Origin of the sequence: Saccharothrix algeriensis, from assembly GCF_016907655.1 — a bacterium.
GTDB lineage: Bacteria > Actinomycetota > Actinomycetes > Mycobacteriales > Pseudonocardiaceae > Actinosynnema > Actinosynnema algeriense.
Genome location: NZ_JAFBCL010000001.1, coordinates 4,479,512 through 4,506,221, shown reverse-complemented (window position 1 = coordinate 4,506,221; position 26,710 = coordinate 4,479,512). Strand labels below are relative to the sequence as shown.

Genomic DNA, 26,710 nt, shown 5'->3' with positions numbered 1-26,710 from the left:
CGCGCGGGGGTGCGGGATTTTACCGCCCGACAACGCGCCCGGTGGATCGGAAAGCGAAGCCGCGTCTGCGAGAATCATCGGCCGGAAAGCCCGAACCCAGCCCCTTGGAGGCGTGCACCGTGTCCTTCCTGATCCGGGTCCAGCTCCCGGACCGTCCCGGCGCCCTGGGCGCGGTCGCCTCCGCGATCGGTGAGACCGGGGCCGACATCCTGAGCGTGGACGTGGTGGAGCGCGGCGCCGGCCTGGCCATCGACGACCTGGTGGTGGAGCTGCCCTCCGGCCGGCTGCCGGACGTGCTGATCACCGCCGCGGAGTCCGTCGACGGGGTCGAGGTGGACGCGGTGCGCCCGTACGCGGGCGTGCTGGACACCCACCGCGAGCTGGAGCTGGTGGAGGAGGTCGCGGAGGAGCCCGCGCGCGGCCTGGAGGTGTTCACCGAGGGCGTGCCGAAGATCATCCGCGCCGGGTGGGCCGTGGTGGTGGCGCACGACAGCTCCGGCGCGCGCCGGGTGACGGCGTCGACGGCCGCGCCGGAGACCCGGCTGGAGGACCCGCCGTGGATGCCGCTGGCGCGGGCCACCGTGCTCGACGGCGAGGAGGACTGGGTGCCCGAGACGTGGCGCGAGCTGGGCACCGAGCTGGCCGCCACGCCGCTGGGCAAGCCGGACCGGGTGCTGCTGGTGGGGCGGCCGGGCGGGCCGATGTTCCGGGCGGCGGAGGTGGCGCGGCTCGCGCACCTGGCCGGGATCGTGTCGGTGGTGCTGCCGGACTGAGCGACCGGCCCCGCGGGGCCGGTCGCGGCGGCGGTCGCGCCGCGTTCGACCGGGGTCGCGCCGGCGGGGCGGGCTCGGCGCGGCGGGCTCAGCCGGCGGCGTGGGCGCGGAGGGCGCGCTGGGCGTGGGTGACGAGTTCGGCGTTGTCGCGGGTCACCGCGCCGTCCGGGTTGCGCAGGGTGTCCTCCAGCCCGACGCGGGTGTCCAGGCCGAGCCGGGCGGCCAGCTCCAGCACGGGCCAGGTGCTATCGTCCTCGCCGTGCAGCAGGACCGGCGCGCCCAGCGGCTCCAGCAGCCGGAGCACGGCCGCCGCCTCCTCGACCGTGCCGGCGGGGCGGATCTCGGCCAGGACGCGCCGCGTGCCCGCCGGCAGGCCCGCCTCGACCAGGGCGCGCGCGGCCCGCTCGTGGAAGACGCCCAGTTCGAGGCCGACCCCGGCGGCGTGCAGCGCGCCCGCCACGTCGAGCCAGCCGTCCTCGTGGACGTTGACCGAGGCCACGTCGGGGCAGCCGGTGGACAGGCCCGACCAGCCGCGCACCAGGTCGGCGCGGCGGCGCGGGTCCGGCTCGACCCACGCGGCGGTCGTGACGCCCAGCTCGGCCCGCGGCACGGCGGCGCGCACCACGGCGACGGCGGTCGCGACCTCGGGGCCGGCCAGCGACTCCCGGCCCACCACGTCCCTCGGGTGCAGGTGGAAGTGGGCGACGCCGAGTTCCGCCAGCGCGGCGGCGTCGGCCGCCAGCCGCTGCGGGGACAGCGGCAGCGCGGGGTGGCTCCCGGGCTCGCGGGAACCGTTCAGGCAGACCTGGAGCACCGGACCAGCCTCGCACGGCGCGCGCGGCGCGGCGAGCGGCCGGAGCCGTCCGGGGGCGCGCCGGGCAGGTGGTCCTGGGCCGGCTAGCATCGGCGGATGTTGGCCGGTGCTATCGAACTGCCCGACGGGACCGCGGTCCGCGGACGCGGGCTGCGCAACCCCTCCCCCGACGACGCGCCGTCGTACGGGCTCTACCTCGGCGGCTCCCGGCTGCGGCGCGGCCGCGAGTTCGCCTGGCCGCACGACTGGGTCGACTGGCCCGACTTCCTGCTGCCCCGCTCCACCGAGGACGCCGTGCGCGCCGTCCGCGGCCTGCACGCCCGCGCGGCGGCGGGCGAGGACGTCGAGGTCGCCTGCGGCGGCGGCGTCGGGCGCACCGGGACGGTCATCGCGTGCCTGGCGGTGCTGGCGGGCGTCCCCTCGGGTGAAGCGGTCGCCTGGACCAGGGCCCACTACCACCACCGCGCGGTGGAAACGCCCTGGCAGAAGCGGTGGGTCCGGCGCTTCCCCGGCTGACCCGGAACCGCGGAACCGGTGGTGCGACGTGGCGGGCCACTGCTCCAGTGGTCCTCCCCGCACCACCCGAGGAGGCGGTCGTGCGCGCAGCTGTCCCGCCCCGCCGGGGGGTCACCCACACCTGCCCAGAGGACGCGACAGCCCGTGCGAACGCTCGGCCTCGGCATCCTGGCGCACGTCGACGCCGGTAAGACCAGCCTGACCGAACGACTGCTGCACGCCGCCGCTGTGATCGACTCGGTGGGCAGCGTGGACGACGGGCCCACGCGCACCGACTCGCTGGAGCTGGAGCAGCGGCGCGGCATCACCATCCGCTCGGTGGTCGTGCCGTTCGTCGTGGGCGACACGACCGACCGGGCCGGCGCCGACCCGGACCGGGTGGTGCCCGAGCGCCCCGAGCAGGCGGGCACGCTGCACGCGGCACCGACCCGGCCGGCCGAGCAGGACCCGCTGATCGAGCTGCGGCAGGACGACGGGCGGCGGGAGGTCGCCGTGTCGCTGTACGGGGAGGTGCAGAAGGAGGTCATCGCGGCCGAGCCGGCCGACGCGGGGCCGGCGGTCACCTTCCGGGAGACCACCGCCCTGTGCCTGGAGCGCCCGGTGGGCAGCGGCGAGGACGTCGCGGTCATCGGGGCCGACGACAACCCGCGCCTGGCGACCGTGGGGCTGCGCGTCGACCCGGCGCCCGCCGGGAGCGGGGTGCGGGTCCGGCTGGGGGTGGAGGCGGGCTCGGTGCCGCACGCGTTCTTCGCCGCGGTGGAGGAGCCGGTGCGCGACACCCTGCGGCGGGGCGGCGTGCACGGCAGGCAGGCGCCCGCCGACGTGCTCGCCGCGGTGCCCCCGGTCCCGGCGGGGCCGGCCGCGGCGCCGCGCGGCTCGGTCGTGCGGGACGGGGTCTGCGTGCTGGAGGGCGGCATCCCGGCGGCCCGGGTGCACCGGCTGCGGCTGCCCGGCCTGACGCGCGGTGAGGGGGTGCTGGAGACCGCGTTCTCCCACCACTCCCCCGTGCCCGGCCTGCGGGGCGCGCGCGAGGGCTAGCCGGCCGCCGGGTCGCGCGGGCCGGGCCGCGCGTCGGCCCCGTCCGCCGCACCGGCCTTGTCGACCGCGCCGAACTCGTCCGCCGCACCGGACTCGCCCACTGCACCGGCCTTGCCGACCGCACCGGATCCGTCCGCCGCACCGGATCCGTCCACCGCACCGGGTTCCTCCACCGCACCCGGTTCCTCCGCCGCGGCGGCCTTCCTGCCCCGGGCGGTCTTCCTGCCCGCCGCGGACTTCCCGGCCCCGGCCGGCTTCCCGGACCCGGCGGGCGCTTCAGCCCCACCGGGCTCGTCGGCCGCGGCGGGCTCGTCCGGCGCGAAGGTGGCCACCGAGGTCGCCGCCTCCGGCCCCTGCTCGAGCAGGACCCGGAAGCCCGCCTCGTCCAGGACCGGCACCCGCAGCTGCAACGCCTTGTCCGCCTTGGACCCCGGCGCGTCGCCCACGACGACGAACGCCGTCTTCTTCGACACCGAGCCCACCGCCTTGCCGCCGCGCGACAGGATCGCCTCCTTCGCCTCGTCCCGCGAGAAGCCCTCCAGCGACCCCGTCACCACCACGGACAGGCCCTCCAGGGTGCGCGGGACCGAGTCGTCGCGCTCCTCGGCCGTGCGCACGCCCGCCTCGGCCCACTTGCGCACCACCTCCTGCCGCCACGGCGTGCCCACCCACTCCCGGACGGCCGCGGCGATGGTCGGGCCCACGCCCTCCGCCGCCGCCAGCTCCTCCTCCGAGGCCGACCTGATCCGGTCCAGGCTGCCGAACTCCCGCGCCAGGGCGCGGGCCGCCGTCGGCCCCACGTGCCGGATCGACAGCGCCACCAGCACCCGCCACAGGGGCCGCCGCTTGACCGCCTCCAGGTTGTCCAGCAGCTTCACCGCGTTCGCCGTCAGCTCGCCCGCGAGGGTGCGGAACAGGTCGACCTCGGCCAGCTTCGCCGCGTCCAGCGCGAACAGGTCGCCCTCGTCGCCGTACACCGGGGAGTCGACCAGCGCCGCCGCGGCCTCGTAGCCCAGCACCTCGACGTCCAGCGCCGACCGCGACGCCAGGTAGGCCAGGCGCTCCCGCAGCTGCCCCGGGCACCCCCGGGCGTTGGGGCACCGGATGTCGACGTCGCCCTCCTTCATCGGGCGCAGCGCGTGGCCGCACTCCGGGCAGGACGCGGGCATCTCGAACTCGCGCGCGTCGGCCGGGCGGGCGTCGACCACCGGGCCCAGCACCTCCGGGATCACGTCACCCGCCTTGCGGATCACGATGCGGTCGCCGATCAGCACGCCCTTGCGCCTGACCTCGCTCGCGTTGTGCAGGGTCGCGCGGGCGACCGTGGAGCCGGCCACCTTCACCGGCTCCATCACCGCGAACGGCGTCACCCGGCCGGTGCGGCCCACCTGCACCTTGATGTCGAGCAGGGTGGTCGTCGCCTCCTCCGGCGGGTACTTGAACGCGATCGCCCAGCGCGGCGCGCGGGAGGTCGAGCCGAGCCTGCGCTGCAGCGACACCTCGTCGACCTTCACCACCACGCCGTCGATCTCGTGCAGCGCGTCGTGCCGGTGCGCGCCCCAGTGCGCGACGTGCGCGTCGATCTCCTCGAACGTCGTGAGCACCCGCGTGTGCTCCGACACCGGCAGGCCCCACGCCCGCAGCGCCCGGTACGCCTCGGACTGCCGGGTCAGCTCGAAGCCCTCCCGCTTGCCCAGCCCGTGGCAGATCAGCCGCAGCCGCCGCGACGCGGTGACCCTCGGGTCCTTCTGGCGCAGCGAGCCCGCCGCCGTGTTGCGCGGGTTGGCGAACGGCGGCTTGCCCGCCTCGACCAGCTTCGCGTTGAGCTCCAGGAAGTCCTCCACGGCGAAGAACACCTCGCCGCGCACCTCCACCAGCTCGGGCACCGGGTGCTCGGCGGTGCCGGTCAGCACCTCGGGCACGTCGCCCAGGGTCCGGGCGTTGAGCGTCACGTCCTCCCCGGTGCGCCCGTCGCCCCTGGTCAGCGCCCGCTCCAGGCGGCCGTGCCGGTAGAGCAGGTTGACGGCCAGGCCGTCGATCTTCAGCTCGCAGAGGTAGTGCACGCCCGCACCGACCTCCTTCTCCACCCGCTCGACCCACGCGCGCAGCTCGTCGCGGGAGAACGCGTTGTCCAGGCTGAGCATCCGCTCCAGGTGGTCCACGGCCCGGAACTCGGTGGAGAACGTGCCGCCGACGAGCTGGGTGGGCGAGTCGGGCGTCGCCAGGCCCGGGTGCTCGGCCTCCAGCGCCTCCAGCTGGCGCAGCAGCGCGTCGAACTCGCCGTCGCTGATCGTCGGCGCGTCCAGGACGTAGTAGCGGAACTGGTGGCCGCGCACCTCCTCCGCGAGGGCCGCGTGCCGCTCCCGCGCGGCGGCGGGCACGTCCTCCACGCCCTGCGCGGCGCCGTTGGTCTGCTCGGGTGAATCGCTGGCGGTCACGGGTGGAGCCTAGCCGGCCACCACGACGATCTCAGGCCCGATCCCCGGACAGCCCCCGGACGAGTTCGCGCAGCTCCAGCAGGCCGAAGGCGCCCGCCGGCTCGGCGGCGGCCGTCTCGACGCGGCCGAGCCGCTCGCCCGCCAGCCGCTCACCCAGCGTGGCGTCCAGCGGCAGGAACGTCATGGTCCGGCGCTGCCGCTCGTCCAGCTCGGGGAACAGCGGGTGGAACACGGCCACGTCCACCAGGCCGTCGGCGACCCGGGCGACCACCCGCACGTCGGCCAGCCGCAGGCGCCGCGCGCCCAGGTTGACCGTCACCCCGGTCGGGTCGGGCACCGGCGGCACCGAGTCGTGGTACTCCCAGATCATGTCCTCCGGAGGGGCGGCGGCGGCCCACGCGTCGGTGCAGGGGCGCAGGCGCGGGTCCTCCTGGCCGCTGACGACCAGCGCGTAGATCGCGCGGTGGCCGCGTTCGAGGGAGAAGTGCAGGTCCGGGTGGAGGTCGGCGACCAGCTCGCACAGCCGGTTCTCCACCCGGTGCGGCTCGCCGTCGCCCAGCGCCGCGCTCACCTCGGGCAGCAGCTCCGCCCACCGCCGCCAGAACTCGGCCGCCCGCTCCGGGTCGGACCGGCGCGCGGGCGGCGGTGCGGGCTCGGTGCGTCGGCGGAACCAGCTCATGGCCCCATTCAACTACGCCGGACCGCGATCGCGAGCAGCTCCGCCGCCGGGCCCACCAGCCGCCGCCCGCCCGGCCACACCGCCCGCAGCACGCGGCGCAGGTCCAGCCCGGCCACCGGGACCTCCACCAGCCGCCCGTCGGCCAGGTCCAGGGCGACCGCCAGCACGCTGAGCACCGCCGGCGCGACGCCCGCGACCACCGCGCCGCGCACGGCCGTCGTGGAGCCCAGCTCCAGGGCGGGCGGGCAGGCGTCGGGCAGCGCGCGGTCGAGGGTGTCGCGGGTGCCCGAGCCGCGTTCGCGGACCACCAGGGGGGTGCGGGCGAGTTCGGCGGCGGTGACCGGCCGGCGGGCCCAGCGGTGCCCCGGCGGCACCACCACGGCGAGCCGGTCCACGGCGACCCTGCGGGTGGACAGGCCGCGCAGCGGGCCGCACGCCTCCACGAACCCGAGGTCGACCGCGCCCTCGCGCACCAGCCCCAGCACGGTCTCGGAGTTGGTGACCCGCAGGCCCACGTGCAGGTCGGGGCGGGTGCGGCGCAGCTCGCCGATCCAGCTCGGCGCGAGGTGCTCGGCGACGGTCATGCTGGCCGCCACGCGCAGCTGCGCCTCGCGGGAGGTGCGCAGCGCCCGCGCGCCCGCCAGCAGCCCGGACACCTCGTCGAGCACGCGCCGCGCCCGCTCGGTGACGACCACGCCCGCCGGGGTCAGCACCGAGCCGCGCCGGCCGCGGTCGACCAGCACCAGGCCCAGGCGGCGCTCCAGGGTGGTCAGCCGCTTGCTCGCCGACGGCTGCGCCACGCCCAGCTCCTGCGCGGCCCGGCCGAGGCTGCCCGTCTCCCCCACCAGCACCAGCAGGCGCAGGGAGTCCAGGTCGGGCAGCTCGGTCATAGCCCGAGGGTATGACTTCATCGCCCGCGGCCGGCTACCGGGGCGCGCCGGCGCGCCCCACGCTGGCAGTGTGCTGATCGCTGCGCTGGTCCTGGGAGTCCTGGTGGGCGGGCGGTTGCCGGACCTGGCGCCGCTCACCCGCAAGCTGCTGCGCGCCGGGGTGGTGCTGCTCGGGCTGCAGCTGTCGCTGCCGCAGCTGGTCGACCTGGGGCCGGGGATCCTGGTGGCCGCGGTGGTCACGGTCGGGGTGACGTTCTGCGGCACGCTGTGGCTCGGCGGGCGCCTGGGGCTGCCGCGCGGGCTGTGCGTGCTGGTGGCCAGCGGCTTCTCGATCTGCGGCGCGTCGGCGATCGCGGCCGTGGCGACCGAGCGGGACGAGGAGCACGTCGCGACCGGGATCGCCCTGGTGACGCTGTTCGGCACCCTCACCATGGTGGTCCTGCCGCTGCTGGGCGCGTCGCCGGAGTGGATCGGGCTCAGCGTGCACGAGGTGGCGCAGGTGGCCGCCGCCGCGTCGCCGGCGGGCCTGGCGACGGCCATGGCGGTCAAGCTGAGCCGGGTGGCGCTGCTCGCGCCGATCGCGGCGGGCGTGAACCGGCGGCGCGGGCCGCTGGTCCCGCTGTTCCTGCTGGGGTTCCTGGCGATGGTCGCGGTCCGGTCGGCGGACCTGCTGCCGGGCGCCGCGGTGGACTGGTCCCGGGTGCTGACCACGGCGCTGTTCACGGCGGCCATGTTCGGCCTGGGCACGGCGGTCCGGCCGCGCTCCCTGCTCGCGACCGGACCGCGCGCGCTGCTGCTGGGCCTGCTGGCGACGCTGCTGGTGTGCTCGGTGGGCTACCTGTCGCTGCGGCTGGTGTGAGCGCGCAGCAGGTCGGCGTTGAGCCGGGTGATGGTGGTCAGCGGGATGCCCTTGGGGCACACCGCGGTGCACTCCCCCGTGTTGGTGCAGCCGCCGAACCCCGCCGCGTCGTGCTCGGCCACCATGTCGCGGGCCCGCGAGTACCGCTCGGGCTGCCCCTGCGGCAGCACGCCGAGGTGGGTGGCCTTCGCGGCGGTGAACAGCATCGCCGAGCCGTTGGGGCAGGCCGCGACGCAGGCGCCGCAGCCGATGCACGCCGCCGCCTCGAACGCCGTGTCGGCGTCCGGTTTCGGCACGGGCGTGGCGTGGGCGTCCGGCGCGCTGCCCGTCGGCGCGCTGACGTAACCGCCGGCGGCCACGATCCGGTCGAGCGCCGAGCGGTCCACCACCAGGTCCCGCAGCACCGGGAACGGCTCGGCGCGCCACGGCTCCACGGTCAGCACGTCGCCGTCCCGGAAGTGCCGCAGGTGCAGCTGGCACGCCGTGGTCGCCTTCTGCGGCCCGTGCGCGACGCCGTTGATCATCACGCCGCACGCGCCGCAGATGCCCTCGCGGCAGTCGTGGTCGAACGCCACCGGCTCCTCGCCGGCGAGCACCAGCCGCTCGTTGAGCACGTCCAGCGCTTCCAGGAACGACATGTCCGGCGACAGGCCGTCCAGCGGGTAGTCCACCAGCCGCCCGGTCGGGCCGCTCTGCCGCCAGATCCGCAGGGTCAGTCTCACGCGTAGCTCCGGGTGCTCGGCTGGACGTGCTCGAAGACCAGCTCTTCCTTGTGCAGCACGGGTTCCGCGCCGGTGAACTCCCACGCCGCGACGTAGGAGAACCGGGCGTCGTCGCGCTGCGCCTCGCCGTCGGGGGTCTGGCTCTCGGTGCGGAAGTGGCCGCCGCACGACTCCTCGCGGTGCAGGGCGTCGACGCACATCAGCTCGGCCAGCTCGAAGAAGTCGGCGACCCGGCCGGCCTTCTCCAGCTCCTGGTTGAGCCGCGCGCCCGTGCCGGGCACCTTCACCCGGCGCCAGAACTCCTCGCGCAGCTCGGGGATGCGCTCCAGCGCCTCGCGCAGGCCGGCCCCGCTGCGCTCCATGCCGCACCGGTCCCACATCAGGCGGCCCAGCTCGCGGTGGAACGACTCGACCGTGCGGTCGCCGTCCACCGCCAGCAGGCCCTTCACCCGGCCGCGCACCTCGGACACCACGTCCGCGACCGCCGGGTGGTCCTCCGCCAGGGGCTCGAAGGGCGCGTCGGCCAGGTAGTCGCCGATCACGCCGGGCAGCACGAAGTAGCCGTCGGCCAGGCCCTGCATCAGGGCGCTGGCGCCGAGCCGGTTCGCGCCGTGGTCGGAGAAGTTGGCCTCCCCGATGACGTAGAGGCCGGGGATGTTGGACCGCAGGTCGTAGTCCACCCACAGGCCGCCCATCGTGTAGTGCACGGCCGGGTAGATGCGCATCGGCGCCCGGTAGGGGTCGTCGCCGGTGATGCGCTGGTACATCTCGAACAGGTTGCCGTAGCGCTCCGCCACGACGGGCGCGCCCAGGCGGGCGATGGCGTCGGCGAAGTCCAGGTAGACCCCGCGCTTCTCGTCGGAGATGTTCTTGGCCGCGCGGGAGGCGATGTCGCGCGGCACCAGGTTGCCGAAGCTGGGGTACATGCGCTCCAGGAAGTAGTCGCGCTCGGCTTCCGGGACGTCGCCGGGCCCGCGGGTGTCCCGGGGGTCCACCGGCACCCACACCCGGCCGTCGTTGCGCAGCGACTCGCTCATCAGCGTCAGCTTCGACTGGTGGTCGCCGCTGATCGGGATGCACGTGGGGTGGATCTGCGTGAAGCACGGGTTCGCGAACAGCGCGCCGCGGCGGTGGGCGCGCCAGATCGCGGTGGCGTTGCAGCCCTTGGCGTTGGTGGACAGGTGGAACACGTTGCCGTAGCCGCCGGTCGCCAGCACGACCGCGTCGGCGAAGTGCGTCGACACCGCGCCCGTCACCAGGTCCCGCACGACCACGCCGCGCGCCCGGCCGTCCACCACGACCAGGTCCAGCATCTCCGTGCGCGGGTGCACCTCGACCCGCCCGGCGCGGACCTGGCGCTCCAGCGCCTGGTAGGCGCCCAGCAGCAGCTGCTGCCCGGTCTGGCCCCGGGCGTAGAAGGTGCGCGAGACCTGCGCTCCGCCGAAGGACCTGGTGTCCAGCAGGCCGCCGTACTCGCGGGCGAACGGCACGCCCTGCGCCACGCACTGGTCGATGATCTCGACGCTGATCTGCGCGAGGCGGTGGACGTTGGACTCGCGCGACCGGAAGTCGCCGCCCTTGACCGTGTCGTGGAACAGGCGGTGCACGCTGTCGCCGTCGTTGCGGTAGTTCTTGGCGGCGTTGATGCCGCCCTGCGCGGCGATGCTGTGCGCGCGGCGCGGGCTGTCCTGGTAGCAGAACGACTTGACCCGGTACCCGAGTTCGCCCAGGGTCGCGGCGGCCGAACCGCCCGCCAGGCCCGTGCCGACGACGATGACGGTGCGGTTGCGCCGGTTCGCCGGGTTGACCAGGCGGGCGGTGAACCTCCTGCGGTCCCAGCGGGACTCGACGGGGCCGGCCGGCGCGCGCCGGTCGGAGATCGGGGGGCCTTCGGTGTGGAACGGCATGTCAGCTCACCAATCCGGTGAAGACGGCGAAGGGGACGGAGAGGAACCCGGCGCAGATCACGACCGCCGCGCCGAGCCCGACGACGCGGGAGGTGGTGACGCCGAGGGTCCGGGTGGCGCTCCACAGGCCGTGCCGGATGTGCAGGCCCAGCGCGACCACGGCCACCGCGTAGGCCAGCACCACGTACCAGTGCTGGAAGTCCGCCACGACGTTGGCGTGGATCGCGCCGGGGACGCCGTTGGGGTTGAGCACCCCGACGGTCAGGTCCAGCAGGTGGTAGACGACGAACAGCGCGATGACCACGCCGCCCCACCGCATCGTGCGCGCGGCGTAGGAGCCCTGCACGGGCCGCCGGTGCTCGTACCGGCCGCGGGCGCGGCGGGCCCGCGCGGTGAGCTGGTAGGCGGCGGTGAAGTGCAGCCCGACGCACGCCAGCAGGCCGATGCGCACCGGCCAGAGCACCCCGGTGCCGCGCAGCCACCGGCCGTAGGCGTCGAGCGCGCCCGGCCCGGCGAAGATCGACAGGTTGCCGACCATGTGCGCGACGACGTAGAGGAGCAGCACGGCCCCGGTGACCGCCATGACGGCCTTCTTGCCGATCGTGCTGCGGTAGAGCCGGATCGTGTCCACGGCTCCGACGCTAGGAACCGGTGTGACGAGTCGTCCAATACATCGTGGGTTGCTTGACGATAGCCTGGGCCTATGACCCTCCAGCAGCTGGCGTACTTCCTGGCAGTGGCCAGGACGCGGCACTTCACCAGGGCCGCCGAGGAGGTGCGTGTGGCGCAGCCCTCGCTGTCCCAGCAGATCCGGGCGCTGGAGCGGGAGCTGGGGGCGGAGCTGTTCAGCCGGGCGCGCGGCAACGTCACCCTCACCCCGGCGGGCGAGGCGCTGCTGCCGGTGGCCGGCCGCATCCTGTCCGATGTGGACACCGCGCGGCTGGAGGTGGCCGAGCTGGTCGGGCTCCGGCGCGGCCGGGTGCGGGTCGGCGCGACCCCGAGCCTGTGCGGCAGCCTGTTCGCCGACGTCATCAAGCGCTACCACGACGCGCACCCCGGCATCCGGGTGTCGGTCACCGAAGGCGGGTCGCGGGACCTGGTGCGGGCGCTGGAGGCGGGCGACCTGGACCTGGCGCTGGTCATCGTGTCGCCGAGCGACGCCCACCGCGCCCTGACCGTCGCGCCGGTCCTGCGCGAGGAGCTGGTCGTCGCCTCCGCCCGGCCGCTGGGCGTGGACCGGCTGCGCCTGACCGACCTGGAGCAGCACCCGCTGGTGATGTTCCGACCCGGCTACGACCTGCGGGAGACGACGCTGGCGGCGTGCCGGGGCGCGGGCTTCGAGCCGCAGTTCGCGGTGGAGGGCGGGGAGATGGACGCCGTGCTGCGGTTCGTGGAGGTCGGCCTGGGCGTGGCGATCGTGCCCAGCACGGTCCTGGCGGCGCGGTCCCTGCACGGCACCCCGCTCGCGCCGAGCACCACCCGCACGGTGGGCCTGGCGCACCGGGCGGACGTGGCGCCGACCAACGCCGCGCGGGCGTTCCGCAACGTCCTGCTGGCCTTCCTGCGCGGCGCGGAAATGCCCTCGGGCGTGCACCTGGCCACGCCGTAGGCTTCCCCGGTGCTGATCAGACGCGAGACACCCGAGGACGTGCAGGCGATCACCGACGTCACCGAGGCCGCGTTCGCCGCCCGGCCCGGCGGCGAAGCCCGGCTGGTGACCGAGCTGCGGGCCGACGCGGGCTGGATCCCCGCCCTGTCGCTGGTCGCCGAGGACCCCTCCGGCGCGGTCGTCGGGCACGTGGTGTGCACGCGGGCCACCGTGGGGGGCGCGCCCGCCCTGGGCCTCGGGCCGCTCGGCGTGCGGCCGGACCACCAGCGGCGCGGCGTCGGGAAGGCCCTGGTGCACGCCGTGCTCGGCGCGGCCGACGCCCTCGACGAGCCGCTGGTGGCCCTGCTGGGCGACCCGGAGTACTACGCGCGCTTCGGCTTCCGCCCGGCGCGGGAGTGCGGGGTCGTGTCCCCGGACCCGGAGTGGGGCCGGTACTTCCAGGTGCGGACCCTGCACTCCCACCGCCCGGACCTGCGCGGGCGCTTCCGGTACGCGGAGCCGTTCGAGCGGCTGTGAGGCCCGCTAGGCCAGGGAGAACGCCAACACCGCCGTCGCGGTGAAGTCGATGGCCGGCTCCGAGCTGGGCCACGACGTCAGCTCGTCCACGAACCGCGACGTCGCCGAGTCGAACCGCCCGGGGTGGGGGTTCGCGCACGGGACGGCGCCCTCGGGCATCTCGCCGAGGCCGTCGAACAGCTCCGCCGCGTTGGGCCCGTTGACCACCCCGCCCACCAGGACGCGGCGCCCGCCGTCCGGGTCGCCGGACAGGTTGGCCGCCTGGTGGTGCGGGCACCGCGGGAACGTGCTGCCCACGCCGATGACCAGCGTGGTGCCCCAGGCGTTCGCGCCGAGCGCGAAGTTGCGCTGCTGCACGCCGAAGGCGTCGAACGAGCGGTCGCCGGTCAGCGCGCGGTACAGCCGCGCGGTGGCCGCGAAGCCGAAGCTGCGGGTCGCCACGTCGAACGACGTCACGCTCGCCGCCGTGCGGAAGGGGCTGCCCGCCGCGCTGTCCACACCGGACCGGAGCTGCCGCCGCAGGTCGCCGACCAGCTGCGCCTCCGTCACCTCCGCGCCGGGCACGCCCGTGCGCAGCAGCCGCACCAGGTCGTGGTGGGCCGGCGCGCTGGTGTCGTAGACGTTGAGCGTGTCGCGGTCACCGCCGGCCAGGTAGGCGGCGGCCCAGTGCGTCGCGGTCCGCGCCCACCCCGGGGCGCGCGGGTCGCCCAGCGCCCGGCCCGCCAGCGCGAGCTGGGTCGCGCCGAACTCCAGGTCGTCGGTCCACGAGTCCTCGGGGTAGTAGGCGTGCGGGAACGCCGTCACCAGCTCGCCGACGTCCGAGGTCTCGGCCAGCTCGAACAGCGCCGCCGCCCGCGCCAGCAGGGAGCGCGCCAGCCCGGGGTCGCGCCGGGCCTCGACCTGCGCCGCCAGCGCGAACGACGCGGTGACCCGGCCGACCAGGTTGGGGCTGATCCGCTCCCCCGGCGCGTTGGCCCGGAACACGGGGCGGTGCTTGATGAAGTACTTCGCGTCCCCCGGCCGCACGTCGAGCCGGTCGTCGTCCTCCGGCAGCCGCCACACGTCGTGGTCGCCCAGGAAGCCGTGCTCGGGGCTGCCGGTGCCGATGCCGACCTGCGCGTGGAGGACCCCGCGGTCGGCGTCCCAGACCTTGTCCAGCCAGCGCAGCCCGAACCGGGTCTCGGCGGCCAGCGCCGGGTCCGGCCGGTCGCGCTGCGCGAACAGCATCGCGGCCGTCGCGTAGGCCGAGGCGTGCGTGAACTTGACGAAGTCGCCCGCGTCGAACCAGCCGCCCTCCACGTCCACGGTGTCCCCGGTGGGCTTGAGCGGTTCGGCCAGTTCGTCGCCGCCGTCACCGCGGAACACCGGGGTGTCGTAGACGGTCGCGGAGCGGTCGGCCAGGTGGGCGGGCGCGCGGCCCAGCCGCCCCGGGACGACGTCGGCCCCGTCCCGCTGCGCCTGGAAGAACTCCACGGTCCGGTCGGCGACCGCCGTGAACAGGCCCTCGCCGACCCGGAACGGCGGCGAGGTCGCGCCGCCCGCCCTGATCCGGTAGGCGCCCGCCCGGACCAGGCCGGTGAAGTCGATCGGCTGCACCGCGCCGTACCCCGCGCTCCAGGCGCCCAGCGACCCGCCGACCCGGCCGGAGAACGCGGTGCGGCCCCGCGCGTCGACCACCGCGAACCGGCCGCCCACCGGCGCGGGCGTCATCAGGTAGGCCCGCTTCGGCTCGAACGTGCCGTAGCCGACCTGGTCCACCCGCACCTGCCCGGCCGGCGCCGCCTGCGCGGGCGCGACCGGGACCACCGACAGCGAGCCGACCAGGACGAGCGCCAGCGCCCGTCGTGGGAACCCCATGGAACCTCCGCTCCGGCCGGCGGCGGTGGCCTAAGTAAAGAACCTTCCCTAATGAGGGGAGACTAGCCGCCGGCCGGACCGGTCACCAGCCCTCGGGCGGTTCGACGAACGCCCGGCCCGCGTCGCGGGTCAGCGCCAGCGCCCGCCGCGCCCAGGCCGCGGTCGCGCCGGCCAGCCCGCACGCCGGCGTCGGCACGGCGTGCGCGCCCAGGACCGAGCGCGGGAAGCCGAGGCGGTCGACCAGGTCCAGCGCGGGCCGGGCCACCTCGCGCAGCTCCACCGGGCGGCCGGGGTCGACGCTCGGCGTCACGCCCAGCCACAGCGCCGTGCGCTCCTCCCAAGCCTCGCCGACCTCGTCCCACAGCTGCGGGTCGAGCACCGCCACGTCGAACGCGACCGCCTTCGCGCCCGCCTCGCGCAGCAGCGTGATCGGCGGCCGGGGCGCGCAGCAGTGCACGACCACGTCCGCGCCGACGCCCTCGATCACCGACTGCAGCAGCGCCCGCGCGTCGGGCCCGGGGACCGCGGCCACCGTGCCCAGCTTGGACGGCGTGGGCAGCAGCCCGCGCAGCACTGCGGGCAGGCTCGGCTCGTCGAGCTGGACCAGCACCCGCGCGCCGGTCCGCTTCGCCACCTCGGCCACGTGCCGGGCCAGGCCCTCGGTCAGCGACTCGGCGAACTCCCGCAGCGCGCCCCGGTCGGTCAGCACCCGGTGCCCGCGCGCCAGCTCGACGCCGGCGGTCAGCGTCCACGGCCCGGCGGCCTGGACCTTGACCACCTCCGGCGCCCGGCCGTCGGCCGCCTCCTCGAACGCGTCGAGGTCGCGGCGCAGCAGGTCCACCGCCCGGCGGTGGTCCCGCCCGGGGTGCGCGGCGGTGCGGTAGCCGGAGGGCACGACCTCCACCGGCAGGTCGACCAGCAGCGCGGCGGTGCGGCCGAGGAGGTCGGCGCCGACGCCGCGCGCGGGCAGCTCGGGCAGGTGGGGGAGGTCGGGCAGTTCGCCGAGGACGACGCGCGCGGCCTCCAGCGGGTCGGTTCCGGGCAGCGAGCCGATGCCGGTCGCGGCGCCGGCGGACCAGGGGGCAGCATCCACGGGCACAGTGTCCCACCCCCGGTTCCCACCCGGCTCGACCGGAAAAGGTCTAGACCCATTGACGAAGTGGTCTAGGCCACCTACCGTCACTGTGTCGGTGCTGTCAGTTGTGGCGGCGCCGCACGCGACGTGGTGTGGGGGCGTGCCGCGCCCCGCGCTCCCGCACCACTTCCACCACCCCCGTCCCCCTGCCACGGGAGCAAGTGCGATGTCGAACAAGCGCAAAGGACTGGCCGCACTGGCGGCCGGAGTCGCAGCGGCGGTCACAGCCGGCCTGCTGCTGGCGGCCCCGGCGGGCGCCGCGGCGACGCCCACGGCCCTGTTCACCCAGGACTCGTCCTGGGGATCGGGCTACCAGGGCAAGTACACCATCACCGCCGGCAGCACGGCGCTGACCGGGTGGAAGCTGGAGTTCGACCTGCCCGCGGGCACGAAGCCGGGCTCCTACTGGGACGCCGCGCTGACCAGCTCCGGCAACCACCACACGTTCACCAACCGCGAGTACAACGGCAGCCTCGCGGCCGGCGCGTCGGCCTCCTTCGGGTTCCTGGTCAACGGCACCGGCCTGCCGACGAACTGCAAGCTCAACGGCCAGCCGTGCGCCGGCAGCACCACCACGACGACCACCACGACCACGACGACCACCACCAGCACGTCGACCAGCACCAGCACGTCCACCACGACCCCGCCCCCGGGCAGCATCAAGTCCGCGCCGTACGTGGACATCACGATGCCGACCCCGTCCCTGGAGTCGGTGGCCCGCGCGACCGGCCAGAAGGTGTTCACGCTGGCCTTCGCGCTGGCCGACAGCTCCGGCTGCAACCCCTCGTGGGGCGGCACGATCCCGCTCAACGACAGCCGGATCATCAACGACGTCAAGGCGCTCAAGGCGCTGGGCGGCGACGTGATCGTGGCGACCGGCGGCGCGGCCGGGCCGTACCTGGAGTACACCTGCTCCACGGCCGACGCCCTGGCCGGCGCGTACAAGAAGGTGCTGGACGCGGTCGGCAGCAACCACCTCGACGTGGACGTCGAAGCCTCCATCCCGCACGACATGGTCAACACGGCGCTGAAGAAGCTCCAGACCGAGCGCGGGACGTCGATCAGCTACACGATGCGGGTGCAGGGCGACGACTACGGCATGGACCCGTACTCGGTGCAGATCCTGCAGAACGCGGCGGCCAAGGGCCTGACCGTGCTGGTGAACCCGATGACCATGGAGTTCGGCTCCTCGCGGGCCGACTGGGGCGACGCGGTGATCGCGGCGGCGGAGAGCTCGCTGCGGCAGATGAAGGCGATCTGGCCGGCCAAGTCCGACGCGGAGCTCAAGCGCCTGCTCGGCGTGACCCCGATGATCGGCCGCAACTTCAACGGCAAGGTCTTCACCCAGGCGCACGCCAACAAGCTGGTCGCGTGGGCGAACGCCAACAAGATCGGCCTGCTGGGCTTCTGGTCGGTCGGCCGGGACAACGGCTCCTGCCCCGGCGGCGGCATCTCGCCGACGTGCAGCAGCATCTCCCAGGGCCAGTACGAATTCACGAACATCTTCAAGGGCTTCACGGCGTGATCCCTGCGAGGTGATCCCTGCAAGCGGCGGGGGTGGCGCCGGACGTCCGGCGCCACCCCCGCTGCCGTTCGCCCGGCGGGCGGCGTCGTGGGAGCGCTTCGGGCCGGGGGCCGGACCCCCTAGGGTGCGCACCATGGACGGACCCGAGGGGATGCTCGCCAACGATGCCGCGTCAACCGCGCTCGGCATCAGGGCGCTGGCGCTGGCCGACGGTTCCGCCACGCTCGCCATGACCGTCACCGAGCGCATGGTCAACGGGCACGGGATCACGCACGGCGGGTACCTGTTCCTGCTCGCCGACACCGCGTTCGCCTGCGCCTGCAACCGCGCCGGGTCGGTCACGGTGGCCGCCGGGGCGGAGATCGACTTCATCGCCCCGGTGCGGGTGGGCGAGGAGCTGGTCGCCTCGGCCGTGGAGCGGGTCCGGTTCGGGCGCAGCGGGATCTACGACGTCACCGTGCGGCGCGGTGAGGAGGTCGTGGCCGAGTTCCGCGGTCGGAGCCGGACGCTGAAGGGCTGAGGCGGCCTCAAGCGGAGCACGAGGCGCGCGGCCGGGGTGGCCGCGCGCCGAGGGGGTGCGGTCGGTCAGGCCGCGCGGCGCAGACCGATCACCTGCAGGACGATGAAACCGAGCACGGCGACCGCTTGCGCCACGATCAGGAAAACGCCCAAGCCGGTCACCGGGAACCACCCCGCGAAGGCGGTCAGGAAACTGTCCACCACCCACACGAAATTGCCGATCACGACCACGCCGACCAACGGGCGGACCAGCCGCGTGCCGAGCAGGAAAACACCCGCCCCGTAGGCGACGAGGAATGCGCCGAGGCCGATCACGAGGCCACGCGGCAACCCCAGCGGGGCGTCGACCAGCAGTGCCAGCAGCCCCAGTCCGCCCGAGGCGACGCCGTCGAGCCTGAGGGCGAAGCGGAGGAAGCCGTCGGTGTTCGCAGCAGTTGTCGTCATGGCCCCGAAGCTAGGGCCCGATCCACTGCCGGCACGACGGCGAACACTGCCGGCGACTGCCGGTTCTCAGGGCACGACCTGGGCGGACAGGTCCGCGGCCACCAGCTTCGCCCCCGCGTTCTGCCAGTTGTGCAGGGTCCGCTCCGGCACCTGGTCGACGAACCACGCCAGCGCCCGGCGACCGACCGCGTCCAGGTCCTCCCGCTTGGTCCGGCGCGAGTAGGGTCGAATTCCGACCACGTAGTAGAAGTACAGCGCGTTGTAGTGCCGCCATTCGTCGCTGGTGCCGAAGTCGCCGTCCCGGGGCTTGAGCCGCTGGATGCTCTCCAGGAGCAGCGCCTTCAATTCCGCGGCGCGTTCCAGCGGTTGGTCCGGGGCGCCCCGCGCGGCGAGCCGCCGAGTGATCACCGGCAGGTCCACCAGGGGGCTGGCGACCAGTTTCCCGAGATCGCCGTAACTGCTCAGGGCGCGCCTGGTCAGCTTCGCGAAATCCGCCTCGTCGGCCAGCGGCGCGCGGCGCGGCAGGGCGTCGGCGGCCTCGCGCAGCTCGGCCCGCTCGGCGGCGACCGCAGGCACCGCGACCCGGTCCACCAGCGCCGCCAGCGGGTTGGCCAGGACCTGGAACGCGATCGCCGCCGCCACCGTCCCGTACAGCAGCGGCGCGAGCCGGTCGTCGAGGAACAGCGCCACCTGGCCGCCGAACACCAGCGCCATGCCCGCCGACGCGGCCAGCGAGCGCGCCAGGTCCGCCCGGATCGCCTCGCCCTCCTCGAACGCGTCGCGCACCGCCACCAGCACGCCGAACAGCAGCAGGTCCACCCCGATCGCCGCGACCAGCCACACCGGCGGCGCCGGCCCGGTCAGCACCAGGGCCGAGCCGAGCAGGAACATCAGCGTCGCCACGCCCAGCAGCGTCCGCCGCGCGCGCAGGTGCAGGGCCAGCGCCGCGGCCAGCGGCGCCAGCACCACCGCGGGCAGGAACCACGCGACGACCAGCAGCGGCGCCGCGCCCCACCGCCACCAGCGGTCGTGGCGCGGGGCCAGGCCGCACGCGATCGCGCCCGTCCAGGCCACCGCCGGCACCGCCAGCACGACCGGCGGGACGGGCAGCGCGAGCGCCGCCGCGTACGCGACGAGACCGGCGGAAGCGCGCCGCAGCACGGGCTTGCGCGGGTCGCGCGCCAGCAGGTACAGGCCCAGCCACCAGGCCAGGCCGAACGCGACCACCGACACCCCGATCACCCGCCGATCCTACGGTTGCGCCCGCTGGGACGATGGGGGTCATGCCTGTCGAGCTGACGCTGCGCAAGGCCGCCGAGGAGGTCGAGCGCGGTGACCTGGCCAGCGTGCTGAGGGCCCGGCAACGGCTGGTCGGCCTCGTCACCAGCTTCCCGGACCGGCTCGACCTGCGGGAGCGGCTCGCCGAGGTCTACCGCGCGCTCGGCGACACCGCGCAGGCCGGCCGGTGGGCGTACCTGTCCGACGAGCGCGACGAGCGGGAGGTGGCGGCCTTCGAGCGCGCCTACCGCACGCCCGAGGCCCGCCTCGCGGCGCTCAACTGGGTCGGCGGCGAGGCGACCGCGGAGACCGCGCGGACGAGGCTGCTGGCGCTGCGGGGCGCGGTGGCCGAGCGGGTGCGCGCCGACCTCGCCGCGGCCGACGACCGGGACTCCTCGTGGGTCGTCAACGCCCTGGTGCTGCTCGGCGTGGTGCTGGTGCTGCTGTGCTTCGTGGTCGGCGCGGTGACCCTCGTCCTGTGGGTCGTCCGGTGGTTCGCCGGGTAGGCGCGGTCCGGCCGCCACGCCGGCTGGGCGGCCCGCTGCGTCGGAAGGGTGACCCGGCCGCCCTGTCGAACGGGCGGCCCGGGATCAGCGCGTGGCGCCGATGGTCGCGCTGGCCAGCACCAGGTCGCCCGCCGCGTCCGGCCGGTACACCGCGACCGCCTGGCCCGGGGCCACCCCGCTCAGCGGCTCCCGCAGGCGCACCAGCAGCTCGCCGCCCACCAGCTCGGCCACGGCCGGCGCGCACCCGCCGTGCGCGCGGACCTGCGCCACGCACTCCACCGGCCCGTCGAAATCGACCCGGGTCACCGGCCGGTGCGCCACGATCTCGGTCACGGCCAGCCGCTCCGCCGAGCCGACCCGGACGGTGCCCGACACCGGCTCCAGCGACAGCACGTAGCGCGGGCGGCCGTCCGGCGCGGGCGCGTCGATGCCCAGCCCCTTGCGCTGGCCCACGGTGAACTCGTGCACGCCGGCGTGCCTGCCCAGCACCGCGCCGGTCGCGTCGTCCACCAGCAGGCCGGGCTGCTCGCCCAGCCGCCCGGCCAGGAAGCCCCGCGTGTCGCCGTCGGGGATGAAGCAGATGTCGTGGCTGTCGGGCTTCTCCGCCACCTGGAGGCCGCGCCGCGCCGCCTCCGCCCGGACCTCGGCCTTGGTCGAGCCGCCCAGCGGGAACAGCGCGTGCGCCAGCTGCTCGTCGGTCAGCGAGGCCAGCACGTAGGACTGGTCCTTGCCGTCGTCGGCGCTGCGCCGCAGCTCCGGCCGGCCGCCCTCGGCGGACAGCCGGGCGTAGTGCCCGGTGCACACCGCGTCGAAGCCCAGCCCGATCGCCTTGTCCAGCAGCGCTTCGAACTTGATCCGCTCGTTGCACCGCAGGCACGGGTTGGGCGTGCGGCCCGCCGCGTACTCCGCGACGAAGTCCTCCACCACGTCCTCGGTGAACCGCTCGGCGAAGTCCCACACGTAGAACGGGATGCCCAGCACGTCGGCGGCCCGGCGGGCGTCCCGCGCGTCCTCGATCGTGCAGCAGCCCCGCGCGCCGGTGCGCAACGTGCCCGGCTTCGCCGACAGCGCCAGGTGCACGCCGGTCACGTCGTGCCCGGCCGCCACCGCCCGCGCCGCGGCCACGGCGGAGTCCACCCCGCCGCTCATCGCCGCCAGCACCCGCATCCCGCTCACACCTCCGTCCGGGGCCGGCGGCCCGCGCCGGCGAGCCGCCTCAACCCCGCGATGCCCGCCGTGCGGGCCCGCTCCACCACCGGTCCGATCACCTCGGCCAGCTCCCGCACCTCCTGGGCGGTCGAGGTGTGGCCGAGCGAGAACCGCAGCGAGCCGCGCGCCGACACCGGGTCCACGCCCATCGCCAGCAGCACGTGGCTCGGCTGCGCGACGCCCGCCGTGCACGCCGACCCGGTCGAGCACTCGACGCCCTTGGCGTCCAGCAGCATCAGCAGGCTGTCGCCCTCGCAGCCGGGGAAGGTCAGGTGCGCGTTGCCCGCCAGCCGGTGCACCGGGTCGCCGTTGAGCACCGCCTCCGGCACCGCGCGCCGCACCGCGGCGACCAGCTCGTCGCGCAGCGCGGCCAGCTCGCCCACCCGCGCCAGCTGCGCGGTGACCGCGTCGCGCACCGCCGCGGCGAGGCCGGCGATGGCCGGCACGTCCAGCGTGCCCGACCGCACGTCCCGCTCCTGCCCGCCGCCGTGCAGCAGCGGCGTCACGGGCACGTCCCGCCCCAGCAGCAGCACGCCGACGCCGTAGGGGCCGCCGATCTTGTGCCCGGTCAGCGTCAGCGCGCTCGCGCCGGACTCGGCGAACGCCACCGGCACCGCGCCGATCGCCTGCACGGCGTCGGTGTGGAACGGGATGCCGCGCGCGGCGGCCTCCGCGGCCAGCTCGCGCACCGGGTTGATCGTGCCGACCTCGTTGTTGGCCCACATGGCCGTCACCAGCGCCACGTCGTCGTCCAGCACGTCGCGCAGCGCGCCGGGCGTGATCCGGCCCAGCGCGTCCGGCTCGACCCAGGTGACCTCGGCGCCCTCGTGCTCGGCCAGCCACTGCACGGTGTCCAGCACGGCGTGGTGCTCGACGCTGGAGGCCACGACGCGGCGGCGGCCCGCGCGGCGGCGCGCCCAGTACAGGCCCTTGACCGCGAGGTTGTCGCTCTCCGTCCCGCCGCTGGTGAAGATCACCTCGGAGGGCCGCGCGCCCAGGGCGTCCGCGATGTCCTCGCGGGCCTCCTCGACCGCCCGCCGCGCCCGCCGGCCCGAGGTGTGCAGCGACGAGGCGTTGCCCGTGGTGGACAACGCCCTGGTCATCGCCTCGATCGCCGCGGGCAGCACCGGGGTCGTGGCGGCATGGTCGAAGTAGGCCATCAGTCGTCCAGGGTAGCCCGGCCCAGTCGCCGGGTGAGCACGGCACCGAGGACGGCGACACCCGCCATCAGCAGGTCGAACGGCACGACGGCCGCCGTCGGGGCCTGCGTGGAGGCGAACGTGGCGACCAGCACACCGCCCAGGCCGACCAGCAGCGCGGACCCCAGCATGTCGCTGATCTGCAGCGCCGCGGAGTTGAAGCCCCGGTCGACGTCACTGGACGCGCCCAGCGTGAGCACGCTCAGGCTCGACATCGCCAGCCCCATGCCCGCGCCCGCCGTGGCCCACAGCAGGGGTGTGATCCACGCCGGGCCCCAGGGCGGTGCGATGAGGGTCACCCCGGCGATGCCCACCGCGTTGAGCGCGAACCCCCAGCGGACGAGCTTGGCGCGCGGGACGTCGGGCTTGCGGGACTGCCACCACGCGGCGCTGGACCAGCCGATCGCGGTCAGCGTCAGCGGGATGCCGGCGGCGATGGCCGAGTAGCCGTGCACGGCGGTGAGGGTGAGCGGGATGAACGCCTCGGTGGCGAAGAACGACCCGGCCAGCAGCCCGCGCGCCAGGATCGTCGCCGGCAGCCCGGGACGGGCCCGGAGCGTGCCCCGGGGCAGCAGCACGCGCAGCGCGGGCGCCAGCACCGCCAACCCCGCCGCGCCCACCAGCAGGTTCACCCCGGACGGGTGCTGGGCGGCCCAGCTCAGGCCGACCACGCCCGCGCCGGCGGCCAGCGCGGCCGTCGGCAGCCCCCGGCGCCGGTCCGGGTCCGACCGGTGCTCGGGCAGCCTGCGCAGGACCGGGACCAGCAGCAGCACGCCGAGCAGCACCAGCGGCGCGAGGCCGAGGAACACCCAGCGCCAGGACAGCGTCTCGGTCAGCCACCCCGACAGCGCGGGGCCGACCAGCGAGGGCACCACCCAGGCGCTGGACAGCAGGCCGAACACGGCCGGCCGGTCCCGCTCCGGGTAGACCAGCCCGATCAGCACGTAGACCGCGACCACCTGCGCGCCGCCGCCCAGGCCCTGGAGCACCCGCCCGAGCAGCAGCTGCGCCATGTCCTGCGCCGTGCCCGCGACCAGCAGGCCCACCAGGAACGTCGCGGGGCCGACCAGCAGGCTGGGCCGGGGCCCGCGCAGGTCGCTGAGCCGGCCGGACAGGACGGTGGCGACCACGCTGGCGGCGAGGAAGGCCAGGAACGGCCACGCGTACAGCTCGTCGCCGCCCAGCTCGGCGACCATGCGCGGCATCGCCGTGCTGACGCCCATGTTCTCGAACGCCAGCAGGGTGACGAGCAGGACTATCCCGGCCGTGGGCCCCCGCCGCTCGGGCGCCCACAGCCTGCCCCTGCCCGAGGTCCCCGACTCGTTCCCCGCACCGGTCGTCGTCACGACGCAGAGTCTTCAACCTCGACCTGGGTCCAGGTCAAGGCGATATGGCCCGGTACGACCGCGCTCACACCGCCGGGCGCGCGAGGCGGGACGGGCGACCCGCACCCCCGCGCGCCTCCCGGCACGGGCAGGGCGGGGGCGCGTAGGCGACCGCGCCCCCGCCGTGGCTCGTGCGGCGTCACGCCGCCTGGCGCTGCGCGCTCGTCCCGTGCACGCGCTGCGCGGGCACCGGCAGGGCGCCGCCGAGGACCCGCTCGGCCTCGCCCTGCACCAGCGCGGCCAGCTCCCGCCGGGTGCCGGCGCGACCGGGCGCGACCTCGTCCAGCACGTGCACCTCGACGACCAGCCCGCGCGTCCGCAGCACCCGCCGCAGGGAGTCCACCAGCGTGTCCGACCCGACGAACGCCGCCCTGGTCGTCGGCGCGCCGGCCACCAGGTAGCGCAGCACGACGGGCCGCACGGGGACGCCGGCGTCCAGCGCCGCCTGGAACAGCGCGGGCCGGTAGCGCCCGGACGCCAGGCCGCACCACGTGGTGCCCTCCGCGTGGATGCCGACCGCCGCGCCCTCGCGCAGCGCCGCGGCCAGCTCGGCCACCGTGCCGGGCAGCAGCGACAGCCGCTCCCGGTCCAGGTAGACCGTCCGCGCCGCGGTGATCAGCCGGCCCAGCACGGGCCAGTCCCGGATGTCCCGCTTGGCCACCATCCGGATCGGCTGCACCGCGTCGATCGCCAGCTCGTCCAGCCACGACACGTGGTTGCTCACCACCAGCACCCCGCGGCCCGGCGTCGCCTGGAACAGCGGGCCGCCCACCACCGACAGCCGCGCGCCGAACGCCCGCACCAGGGCGCGGAACCAGCGCCGCAGCACCGCCTCCCGGATCCGGCCGCGGGTCGCCAGCGCCACCGCGGCCACCGGCGCGCCGCACAGCAGCACGGTCACCGCCGCGCACACCCGCCACAACACGCGCCACGCGCCCACCCCCGCGGACGTGCGGTCCACGCACCCGTCGCCGCAGGGCGAGACGGGCATCCACGCGTGGGCGGCGCTCACGACGTCTCGCCCAGGAAGAACTTCAGGTAGCGCTGGTCGACGTGCTCCATGCCCAGCAGCACCAGCAGGTCCGCCACGCCGAAGTCCGGGTCCAGCGCCGGCCGCCCGCACACCCACGCGCCCAGCCGCAGGTAGCCCTTCAGCAGCGGCGGCAGGACGGCCTTCGCGGGCCGCGGCGCCGCGTCCACGTCCCACGGGCGCAGCGGCGTGACGCGGTACCGCTCGGGCGCGTAGTGCTTGGCGCGCACCTGGTCCCACACGCCCGCGGCGTACGAGCCGCCCTCGTGCAGCGGCACCGAGGCGCAGCCCACCAGCCAGGAGTGGCCCGACAGCAGCATGTACCGGGCGATGCCGGCCCACACCAGCGACACCACGGCGCCGTTGCGGTGGTCGGGGTGCACGCAGGAGCGGCCCGTCTCCACCACGGAGGGCCGCAGGTCGGCGAGGTTGGCGAGGTCGAACTCGGTGTCGGAGTACAGCCGGCCCGCCGCGGCGGCGCGGTCCGGCGGGAGCATCCGGTAGGTGCCGACGATCTCGCCGGTGCGGTCGTCGCGCACCACGAGGTGGTCGCAGTGCTCGTCGAAGGCGTCGACGTCGTGGCCGGCGATCGGGGAGTGCAGGGTCGCGCCCATCTCACCGGCGAAGACCTGGTGCCGCAGTTTCTGCGCGGCCACCACCTCGGCGCTGTCGCGGGCGACGAGCAGGGAGTAGCGCGGCGCGTCGGCCGCGGCGGTCTCCCCGGTGCTGACAAGCAGTTGAGGCTGCGTCATGGGTCTGGTGTACCGACCCGACGGCGACCGACAGCAGGTCGTTCCCATGACGCATCGGTGGCAGGTCGGTGAAACCCTGGTGCGCGGGAATGCGGAAAGGGCCGCGACCGCCGAAAGCGGTCGCGGCCCTTTCCGGGAAAACGATCAGCCCTTGCGCTTGGCGACTTCCTCGGTGAGCTGCGGGGCCACCGCGAACAGGTCGCCCACCACGCCGAAGTCGGCGATCTCGAAGATCGGCGCTTCCGCGTCCTTGTTCACCGCGATGATCGTCTTGGACGTCTGCATGCCCGCGCGGTGCTGGATCGCGCCGGAGATGCCCAGCGCGATGTACAGCTGCGGCGAGACCGTCTTGCCGGTCTGGCCGACCTGGAACTGGTGCGGGTAGTAGCCGGAGTCCACCGCGGCGCGCGAGGCGCCCACGGCCGCGTGCAGGCTGTCGGCCAGCTGCTCCACGACGGCGAAGCTCTCCGCCGAGCCGACGCCGCGGCCACCGGAGACCACGACCGACGCCTCGGTCAGCTCGGGGCGGTCGCCGCCGACGACCGGCTCGCGGCCGGTCACCCGGGTCACCTTGGCCGCGTCCGCGGCGGGCAGCTCCACGGCCTGCTCGACCGCGTCGCCGGGCGCCTCCTCGGCCTCCACGCCGCCGGGGCGCACCGCGATGACCGGGACGCCGGCGGAGACCCTGGACTTGACGGCGTACGCGCCACCGAAGATCGACTGCGTGGCCACGCCCTCGCCGTCCAGGTCGACCACGTCGTAGAGCAGGCCGGAGCCCAGGCGCGCGGCCAGCCGGCCCGCGACCTCCTTGCCCTCCAGCGTCGCCGACACCAGCACGGCCGCCGGGGAGGCGGTGGCGGCGACGGCCGCCAGCGCGTCCACCTTCGGCGTCACGAGGTGGTTCAGGGCGTCCTCGGACTCCGCCGCGTACACCTTGGCCGCGCCGTAGCGGGCCAGGGACTCCTTCACCTTGCCCGCGGCGCCGGGCGGTCCGACCACCACCGCGGACGGCTCGCCGAGACGGCGCGCGGCGGATAGAAGCTCATGGGTGACCTTCTTGACCTCGCCGTCGACGTGGTCGACGAGGACCAGGACCTCAGACATTCGTTC

24 protein-coding genes and 2 pseudogenes are annotated in these 26,710 nt (G+C 75.5%); 9 read left to right on the top strand and 17 right to left on the bottom strand.

The window, feature by feature from the left end:
• Nucleotides 1-119 precede the first annotated feature (119 nt).
• On the top strand, nucleotides 120-773 hold the full coding sequence (locus JOE68_RS20615) for an ACT domain-containing protein (RefSeq protein WP_204843931.1): 654 nt from the start codon (nucleotides 120-122) through the stop codon (nucleotides 771-773).
• An 88-nt stretch (nucleotides 774-861) separates the two neighbouring features.
• Here JOE68_RS20615 and JOE68_RS20610 read toward each other — a convergent pair whose 3' ends face one another.
• Nucleotides 862-1,587 (bottom strand): 3-keto-5-aminohexanoate cleavage protein, encoded by a 726-nt coding sequence (locus JOE68_RS20610; protein WP_204843930.1) that lies wholly within the window; start codon nucleotides 1,585-1,587, stop codon nucleotides 862-864.
• A gap of 96 nt (nucleotides 1,588-1,683) precedes the next feature.
• Here JOE68_RS20610 and JOE68_RS20605 point away from each other — a divergent pair, with 96 nt between their 5' ends.
• Nucleotides 1,684-2,103: a phosphatase domain-containing protein gene (locus JOE68_RS20605; protein WP_204843929.1), complete on the top strand. Its 420-nt coding sequence runs from the start codon at nucleotides 1,684-1,686 to the stop codon at nucleotides 2,101-2,103.
• Nucleotides 2,104-2,247: 144 nt separating this feature from the next.
• Nucleotides 2,248-2,448: pseudogene (locus JOE68_RS32515) on the top strand (GTP-binding protein); the annotation flags it as partial.
• Between the two features lie 1,019 nt (nucleotides 2,449-3,467).
• Here JOE68_RS32515 and ligA read toward each other — a convergent pair.
• The 3 genes and pseudogenes from ligA to JOE68_RS20585 all read right to left on the bottom strand — a co-directional run.
• Nucleotides 3,468-5,579: pseudogene (gene ligA, locus JOE68_RS20595) on the bottom strand (NAD-dependent DNA ligase LigA); the annotation flags it as partial.
• A gap of 31 nt (nucleotides 5,580-5,610) precedes the next feature.
• Entirely contained in the window at nucleotides 5,611-6,258 is a 648-nt protein-coding gene (locus tag JOE68_RS20590) for a hypothetical protein (RefSeq protein ID WP_204843928.1), read from the bottom strand.
• Nucleotides 6,259-6,266: 8 nt separating this feature from the next.
• The gene (locus JOE68_RS20585) at nucleotides 6,267-7,148 is read right to left on the bottom strand and encodes a LysR family transcriptional regulator (RefSeq protein WP_204843927.1); all 882 of its coding nucleotides are present in this window, start codon (nucleotides 7,146-7,148) and stop codon (nucleotides 6,267-6,269) included.
• Between the two features lie 70 nt (nucleotides 7,149-7,218).
• Here JOE68_RS20585 and JOE68_RS20580 point away from each other — a divergent pair, with 70 nt between their 5' ends.
• Nucleotides 7,219-8,007, top strand: coding sequence for a YeiH family protein (locus tag JOE68_RS20580; RefSeq protein ID WP_307819782.1), 789 nt, complete (start codon nucleotides 7,219-7,221; stop codon nucleotides 8,005-8,007).
• On the opposite strand, the gene JOE68_RS20575 is transcribed toward JOE68_RS20580, so the two are convergent.
• The 3 genes from JOE68_RS20575 to JOE68_RS20565 are packed head-to-tail and all read right to left on the bottom strand — an operon-like array spanning nucleotide 7,983 to nucleotide 11,267.
• Nucleotides 7,983-8,729 carry a succinate dehydrogenase/fumarate reductase iron-sulfur subunit gene (locus JOE68_RS20575; RefSeq protein WP_204843926.1) on the bottom strand — a complete coding sequence of 249 codons (747 nt, stop codon included), beginning with the start codon at nucleotides 8,727-8,729 and terminating at the stop codon, nucleotides 7,983-7,985. The two genes, JOE68_RS20580 and JOE68_RS20575, sit on opposite strands and share 25 nt — an antisense overlap.
• The gene (locus JOE68_RS20570) at nucleotides 8,726-10,636 is read right to left on the bottom strand and encodes a fumarate reductase/succinate dehydrogenase flavoprotein subunit (RefSeq protein WP_204843925.1); all 1,911 of its coding nucleotides are present in this window, start codon (nucleotides 10,634-10,636) and stop codon (nucleotides 8,726-8,728) included. The genes JOE68_RS20575 and JOE68_RS20570 overlap by 4 nt, the downstream gene beginning before the upstream one ends.
• A 1-nt stretch (nucleotide 10,637) precedes the next feature.
• Nucleotides 10,638-11,267: a succinate dehydrogenase cytochrome b subunit gene (locus tag JOE68_RS20565; RefSeq protein WP_307819781.1), complete on the bottom strand. Its 630-nt coding sequence runs from the start codon at nucleotides 11,265-11,267 to the stop codon at nucleotides 10,638-10,640.
• A gap of 72 nt (nucleotides 11,268-11,339) precedes the next feature.
• Here JOE68_RS20565 and JOE68_RS20560 point away from each other — a divergent pair, with 72 nt between their 5' ends.
• Both JOE68_RS20560 and JOE68_RS20555 read left to right on the top strand, forming a co-directional pair.
• On the top strand, nucleotides 11,340-12,245 hold the full coding sequence (locus JOE68_RS20560) for a LysR family transcriptional regulator (RefSeq protein ID WP_204843923.1): 906 nt from the start codon (nucleotides 11,340-11,342) through the stop codon (nucleotides 12,243-12,245).
• A gap of 9 nt (nucleotides 12,246-12,254) precedes the next feature.
• Nucleotides 12,255-12,761, top strand: coding sequence for a GNAT family N-acetyltransferase (locus JOE68_RS20555; protein WP_204843922.1), 507 nt, complete (start codon nucleotides 12,255-12,257; stop codon nucleotides 12,759-12,761).
• 6 nt (nucleotides 12,762-12,767) lie between these two features.
• On the opposite strand, the gene JOE68_RS20550 is transcribed toward JOE68_RS20555, so the two are convergent.
• Together JOE68_RS20550 and JOE68_RS20545 are read right to left on the bottom strand one after the other, a co-directional pair.
• The gene (locus tag JOE68_RS20550) at nucleotides 12,768-14,618 is read right to left on the bottom strand and encodes a glycoside hydrolase family 9 protein (RefSeq protein WP_204843921.1); all 1,851 of its coding nucleotides are present in this window, start codon (nucleotides 14,616-14,618) and stop codon (nucleotides 12,768-12,770) included.
• Nucleotides 14,619-14,700: 82 nt separating this feature from the next.
• On the bottom strand, nucleotides 14,701-15,711 hold the full coding sequence (locus JOE68_RS20545) for a methionine synthase (protein ID WP_204843920.1): 1,011 nt from the start codon (nucleotides 15,709-15,711) through the stop codon (nucleotides 14,701-14,703).
• Nucleotides 15,712-15,919: 208 nt separating this feature from the next.
• Between JOE68_RS20545 and JOE68_RS20540 the strand changes: the two genes are divergently transcribed.
• Nucleotides 15,920-17,278 carry a cellulose binding domain-containing protein gene (locus JOE68_RS20540; protein ID WP_204843919.1) on the top strand — a complete coding sequence of 453 codons (1,359 nt, stop codon included), beginning with the start codon at nucleotides 15,920-15,922 and terminating at the stop codon, nucleotides 17,276-17,278.
• Nucleotides 17,279-17,411: 133 nt separating this feature from the next.
• Nucleotides 17,412-17,798: a hydroxyphenylacetyl-CoA thioesterase PaaI gene (paaI, locus tag JOE68_RS20535; RefSeq protein WP_239562300.1), complete on the top strand. Its 387-nt coding sequence runs from the start codon at nucleotides 17,412-17,414 to the stop codon at nucleotides 17,796-17,798.
• A 65-nt stretch (nucleotides 17,799-17,863) separates the two neighbouring features.
• Here paaI and JOE68_RS20530 read toward each other — a convergent pair whose 3' ends face one another.
• Both JOE68_RS20530 and JOE68_RS20525 read right to left on the bottom strand, forming a co-directional pair.
• Entirely contained in the window at nucleotides 17,864-18,241 is a 378-nt protein-coding gene (locus JOE68_RS20530; RefSeq protein WP_204843918.1) for a hypothetical protein, read from the bottom strand.
• Between the two features lie 66 nt (nucleotides 18,242-18,307).
• Nucleotides 18,308-19,483, bottom strand: coding sequence for a hypothetical protein (locus JOE68_RS20525; protein ID WP_204843917.1), 1,176 nt, complete (start codon nucleotides 19,481-19,483; stop codon nucleotides 18,308-18,310).
• A 41-nt stretch (nucleotides 19,484-19,524) separates the two neighbouring features.
• Between JOE68_RS20525 and JOE68_RS20520 the strand changes: the two genes are divergently transcribed.
• Nucleotides 19,525-20,025, top strand: coding sequence for a DUF6584 family protein (locus JOE68_RS20520; RefSeq protein WP_204843916.1), 501 nt, complete (start codon nucleotides 19,525-19,527; stop codon nucleotides 20,023-20,025).
• Nucleotides 20,026-20,109: 84 nt separating this feature from the next.
• On the opposite strand, the gene mnmA is transcribed toward JOE68_RS20520, so the two are convergent.
• The 6 genes from mnmA to JOE68_RS20490 form a co-directional block, all read right to left on the bottom strand.
• Complete coding sequence (gene mnmA, locus JOE68_RS20515) at nucleotides 20,110-21,192, bottom strand: tRNA 2-thiouridine(34) synthase MnmA (protein WP_204846202.1); 1,083 nt, start codon at nucleotides 21,190-21,192, stop codon at nucleotides 20,110-20,112.
• 5 nt (nucleotides 21,193-21,197) lie between these two features.
• A complete protein-coding gene (locus JOE68_RS20510) occupies nucleotides 21,198-22,394 on the bottom strand; it encodes a cysteine desulfurase family protein (protein WP_204843915.1) in 1,197 nt (398 codons plus the stop codon).
• On the bottom strand, nucleotides 22,394-23,779 hold the full coding sequence (locus JOE68_RS20505; RefSeq protein ID WP_204843914.1) for an MFS transporter: 1,386 nt from the start codon (nucleotides 23,777-23,779) through the stop codon (nucleotides 22,394-22,396). Before JOE68_RS20505 ends, JOE68_RS20510 begins: the two co-directional genes overlap by 1 nt.
• Before the next feature lie 178 nt (nucleotides 23,780-23,957).
• On the bottom strand, nucleotides 23,958-24,830 hold the full coding sequence (locus tag JOE68_RS20500) for a lysophospholipid acyltransferase family protein (protein WP_204843913.1): 873 nt from the start codon (nucleotides 24,828-24,830) through the stop codon (nucleotides 23,958-23,960).
• The gene (locus JOE68_RS20495) at nucleotides 24,827-25,600 is read right to left on the bottom strand and encodes a GNAT family N-acetyltransferase (protein ID WP_204843912.1); all 774 of its coding nucleotides are present in this window, start codon (nucleotides 25,598-25,600) and stop codon (nucleotides 24,827-24,829) included. The genes JOE68_RS20500 and JOE68_RS20495 overlap by 4 nt, the downstream gene beginning before the upstream one ends.
• 144 nt (nucleotides 25,601-25,744) lie before the next feature.
• Nucleotides 25,745-26,704: an electron transfer flavoprotein subunit alpha/FixB family protein gene (locus tag JOE68_RS20490; RefSeq protein ID WP_204843911.1), complete on the bottom strand. Its 960-nt coding sequence runs from the start codon at nucleotides 26,702-26,704 to the stop codon at nucleotides 25,745-25,747.
• Between the last annotated feature and the right edge of the window lie 6 nt (nucleotides 26,705-26,710).

Bases quoted from the DNA above. Each gene is read 5' to 3' on its own strand.
- JOE68_RS20605 (WP_204843929.1), top strand. From the start codon at position 1,684: ATGTTGGCCGGTGCTATCGAACTGCCCGACGGGACCGCGGTCCGCGGA.
- JOE68_RS20590 (WP_204843928.1), bottom strand. From the start codon at position 6,258: ATGAGCTGGTTCCGCCGACGCACCGAGCCCGCACCGCCGCCCGCGCGC.
- JOE68_RS20585 (WP_204843927.1), bottom strand. From the start codon at position 7,148: ATGACCGAGCTGCCCGACCTGGACTCCCTGCGCCTGCTGGTGCTGGTG.
- JOE68_RS20570 (WP_204843925.1), bottom strand. From the start codon at position 10,636: ATGCCGTTCCACACCGAAGGCCCCCCGATCTCCGACCGGCGCGCGCCG.
- JOE68_RS20560 (WP_204843923.1), top strand. From the start codon at position 11,340: ATGACCCTCCAGCAGCTGGCGTACTTCCTGGCAGTGGCCAGGACGCGG.
- JOE68_RS20550 (WP_204843921.1), bottom strand. From the start codon at position 14,618: ATGGGGTTCCCACGACGGGCGCTGGCGCTCGTCCTGGTCGGCTCGCTG.
- JOE68_RS20540 (WP_204843919.1), top strand. From the start codon at position 15,920: ATGTCGAACAAGCGCAAAGGACTGGCCGCACTGGCGGCCGGAGTCGCA.
- paaI (WP_239562300.1), top strand. From the start codon at position 17,412: ATGGACGGACCCGAGGGGATGCTCGCCAACGATGCCGCGTCAACCGCG.
- JOE68_RS20530 (WP_204843918.1), bottom strand. From the start codon at position 18,241: ATGACGACAACTGCTGCGAACACCGACGGCTTCCTCCGCTTCGCCCTC.
- JOE68_RS20520 (WP_204843916.1), top strand. From the start codon at position 19,525: ATGCCTGTCGAGCTGACGCTGCGCAAGGCCGCCGAGGAGGTCGAGCGC.
- mnmA (WP_204846202.1), bottom strand. From the start codon at position 21,192: ATGCGGGTGCTGGCGGCGATGAGCGGCGGGGTGGACTCCGCCGTGGCC.
- JOE68_RS20510 (WP_204843915.1), bottom strand. From the start codon at position 22,394: ATGGCCTACTTCGACCATGCCGCCACGACCCCGGTGCTGCCCGCGGCG.
- JOE68_RS20495 (WP_204843912.1), bottom strand. From the start codon at position 25,600: ATGACGCAGCCTCAACTGCTTGTCAGCACCGGGGAGACCGCCGCGGCC.
- JOE68_RS20490 (WP_204843911.1), bottom strand. From the start codon at position 26,704: ATGTCTGAGGTCCTGGTCCTCGTCGACCACGTCGACGGCGAGGTCAAG.